General features: G+C 66.6%; 3 protein-coding genes and 1 pseudogene. 2 read left to right on the plus strand and 2 right to left on the minus strand.

Annotated elements, in window-relative coordinates; all coding sequences use genetic code 11:
* A pseudogene (locus A2J02_RS28015) lies at positions 1-437 on the plus strand (hypothetical protein); the annotation flags it as partial.
* Positions 438-443: 6 nt separating this feature from the next.
* Here A2J02_RS28015 and serS read toward each other — a convergent pair.
* Positions 444-1,697 (minus strand): serine--tRNA ligase, encoded by a 1,254-nt coding sequence (serS, locus tag A2J02_RS00935; protein WP_068045583.1) that lies wholly within the window; start codon positions 1,695-1,697, stop codon positions 444-446.
* 11 nt (positions 1,698-1,708) lie between these two features.
* The gene (locus tag A2J02_RS00940; RefSeq protein WP_068045585.1) at positions 1,709-2,101 is read right to left on the minus strand and encodes an ankyrin repeat domain-containing protein; all 393 of its coding nucleotides are present in this window, start codon (positions 2,099-2,101) and stop codon (positions 1,709-1,711) included.
* A 34-nt stretch (positions 2,102-2,135) separates the two neighbouring features.
* On the opposite strand from A2J02_RS00940, the gene A2J02_RS00945 reads away from it, so the two are divergent.
* Positions 2,136-3,221 (plus strand): septum formation family protein, encoded by a 1,086-nt coding sequence (locus tag A2J02_RS00945; protein ID WP_068045588.1) that lies wholly within the window; start codon positions 2,136-2,138, stop codon positions 3,219-3,221.
* The last annotated feature ends 116 nt before the right edge of the window (positions 3,222-3,337 follow it).

Genomic DNA, 3,337 nt, shown 5'->3' on the forward strand with positions numbered 1-3,337 from the left:
GGCCCATCGCCACGGTCAGCGTCAAGCGCAGCGAGATCGCATCCGGCTATGCGTGCCCCACCGTCTACCCCACCGGCACCGCCCCCGTGTTCGACGCGGCCGACGCCGTCTACACCGTCGATCGCTACCTGGGGCGTCTGGCCGGGATTCCGGTGAACCCCAGCGACGTGGAAGAGACTTACCCACTCGTGTGCGACGGCCGTCAGACCTGGGATGCCCTCGGCACCGGCGTTCCCACTGCCCCTCCGCTGGTGCAGAATCCGAACATCCTGCCCGGCATCACCTCGTTCGATCCCGACAGCGTGTTCGTCACCGGGCAGAACGGCATCTACACCCAGGTCAACGCAGACATCATCGACGCGTCCGGGGCGTACCAGAACCGCACGTTCGTGCTGGCCGTCGGCGGCGAGGGTTACTGCATCGGCGACATCGCCTGACCGGTTCTACTTCAAGACATCCGTTCCGACGAAAGGCACCAAGGCTTCCGGGACGCGGACGGTGCCGTCGGCCTGCTGGTGGTTCTCGAGGATCGCGACGATCCAGCGGGTCGTGGCGAGGGTGCCGTTGAGCGTCGCTGCGGTCTGGGGCTTGCCGTTCTCGTCGCGGTACCGCACGCCGAGGCGTCGGGCCTGGAACGTCGTGCAGTTCGAGGTCGAGGTCAGCTCACGGTAGGCCTTCTGGGTGGGAACCCAAGCCTCGCAGTCGAATTTGCGGGCGGCCGAGGAGCCGAGGTCGCCGCCTGCGGTGTCGATGACCCGATAGGGCAACTCGACTGCGGCGAGCATTTCCTTCTCGTACTCCAGCAGCTTCTGGTGTTCGGCCGCTGCATCCTCGGGCTTGATGTAGGAGAACATCTCGATCTTGTCGAACTGGTGGACTCGGATGATGCCGCGGGTGTCCTTGCCGTAACTGCCCGCTTCGCGGCGGAAGCACGACGACCAACCGGCGTAGCGCTTCGGGCCGTCGGCGAGGTCGATTATCTCGCCCGAGTGGTAGCCCGCGAGAGCGACTTCCGAGGTTCCGACGAGGTAGAGGTCGTCGGCTTCGAGGCGATAGATCTCGTCTGCGTGCGCGCCGAGGAATCCGGTTCCCGACATGATCTCCGGGCGAACCAGCACCGGCGGAATCATCATCGTGAAGCCGTTCTTGACGGCCTTCTGGGCAGCGAGCTGGAGCAATCCCTGCTGCAGCAATGCGCCGTAGCCGGTCATGAAGTAGAAGCGCGAGCCCGAGACCTTGGCTCCGCGTTCCATGTCGATCAACTTCAGCGACTCACCCAGCTCGAGGTGATCTTTCGGCTCGAAGTCGAACTCCGGGATCTGCCCGACGGTCTCGAGCAGCACGAAGTCGTCCTCGCCGCCTGCGGGCGTGCCGTCCTGAACGATGTTGGAGATCGCGCGGTGGGCCGCGTCGAGGGCTGCGTCGGCCTCGGCTTCGGCGGCCTGGGCGGCCTTGACCTTGGCGGCGAGTTCCGATGCCCCGGCGAGCAGAGCCGGACGGTCCTCGGCGGAGGCCTTACCGACCTGCTTTCCCAGCGCCTTCTGCTCGGCACGCAGCTGATCGCCGGCAAGCACCGCGGCCCGGCGGGATGCGTCGGCACCCAGAAGTGCGTCGACGAGAGCGGGGTCCTCGCCTCGGGTGCGCTGCGAGGCGCGCACTGCGTCGGGATTCTCGCGAAGGAATTTCAGGTCGATCACGAGAACGAACCTTACTTGCCGAGCAACCCCAGATAGTCCTCGCGTCCGAACATCGTGGCGGCATCGATGGCCGACGGGTGGCCGCCGTGCGGATCGGCTCCACCGTCGACGAGCACGCGCACCACCTCGTCCTCACCTTTGAAGACCGCGCCCGCGAGTGGGGTCTGCCCTTTGTCGTTGGGCTTGTTCACATCGGCACCACGCTCGACCAGCGCACGCACGGCGTCGGCGTGCCCGTGATACGCGGCGAGCATGACCAGCGTGTCGCCTGATTCGTTGTGCAGATTCACCGGGACGCCCGCGTCCACGTAACTCGCCAGAGCGGCGCCGTCACCGGTGCGGGCCATCGCGAACAGTCGGCCGGCGAGCTCGCTGAGGTCGTCGTCACCCGTTGGGTCGCTCATGAGGACCGAACATACTCGGGCATGATGGAGGGCGATGTCCGGATACGAAACAGACCCCCCGACGAGCGAGAAGTCTCGGCGAACACTGTCTGCAACCACAGCTCGACGTGGACTCGCCATGGTTGCGGTCGGTGCGGTGCTGGCCGCCGGGGCGACGGTTTTTCTCTCCGACGGGTTCTCGACACCCGAGAAGATCACCACCCACGCGACGGCCAGTGGGCCTGCGACCGACGGGCCCGTTTCGGCGTCCTCCTTCGGTGCCGCCGACCCTGGTGCCTGCCTGCAGTGGACGCCCACCGACGATCCCGAGACCGATCGGCAGGACCTCGCCGAGGTCTCGTGCGCCGATCCCCATCGCTTCGAGGTGGCTCGTGACATCGACATGAGCGTCTACCCCGGCGTCGAGTTCGGCCCTGCCGCGGCGTATCCCGGTTCCATCCGGTTCAGCGAGTTGCGCGACGAACACTGCGCGGCCGCCGTCGACGACTACGTCGGTGCCGAATTCGATCCGAACGGACGCTTCGGCGTCGGGCTGATGTTCCCCAGCCAGGCCGGATGGGCCAAGGGTGAGCGGACGCTGCGCTGCGGTGTGCAGATGCCGTCGAACACCGGCGCGTTGATGGAGATGACCGGGTCGATTCTCGATCAGGACCAGTCGAAGGTCTGGCCTACCGGAACCTGCATCGGCATCAACCAGAACGTGCCGGCCGATCCGGTGGACTGCGCCGCTCCGCACGCGTACGAGGTGGCGTCGGTGATCAACCTGACGCAGCAGTTCCCCGGCGGGCACCCGTCCGAGGGCGACCAGGATGCGTACCTCGAGCGGACGTGCACCGACGCGGTCAACGGTTACCTCGGCTCGGACACCGCGTTGCGCGACAAGACGCTGACCCTGTTCTGGGACACCATCGACGTCGCGAGCTGGCTGGCCGGAAGTCGCCAGGTGACGTGCTCGGTGGGTGCCGAACTCGATTCCGGCGGTTTCGCGACCATCGTCGGCACCGCCAAGGGCGACATCCTCATCAACGGTGCAGCCCCCGTCCCGCCGCCCTCCGCTCCCGACGGCCGCGCACTGCCGACACCGCTGCCCGGTGCCGCACCGATCACCACCGGAGGGTGACATTCCCACGCACATGACGCGCGTCGACTTCGAGGAAGCAGTGTCCGACGCCCTCGACACTCTGCCGCGTGAGCTCACCGACTTCATGAACAACGTGGTCGTTCTCGTCGAGGAAG

It is taken from the genome of Rhodococcus sp. EPR-147 (assembly GCF_001647185.1).
Classification (GTDB): Bacteria; Actinomycetota; Actinomycetes; order Mycobacteriales; family Mycobacteriaceae; genus Rhodococcoides.

Excerpts from the sequence above, each read along its gene's own strand:
- A2J02_RS00940 (WP_068045585.1), bottom strand. The coding sequence starts at position 2,101 with ATGAGCGACCCAACGGGTGACGACGACCTCAGCGAGCTCGCCGGCCGA.
- A2J02_RS00945 (WP_068045588.1), top strand. The coding sequence starts at position 2,136 with ATGTCCGGATACGAAACAGACCCCCCGACGAGCGAGAAGTCTCGGCGA.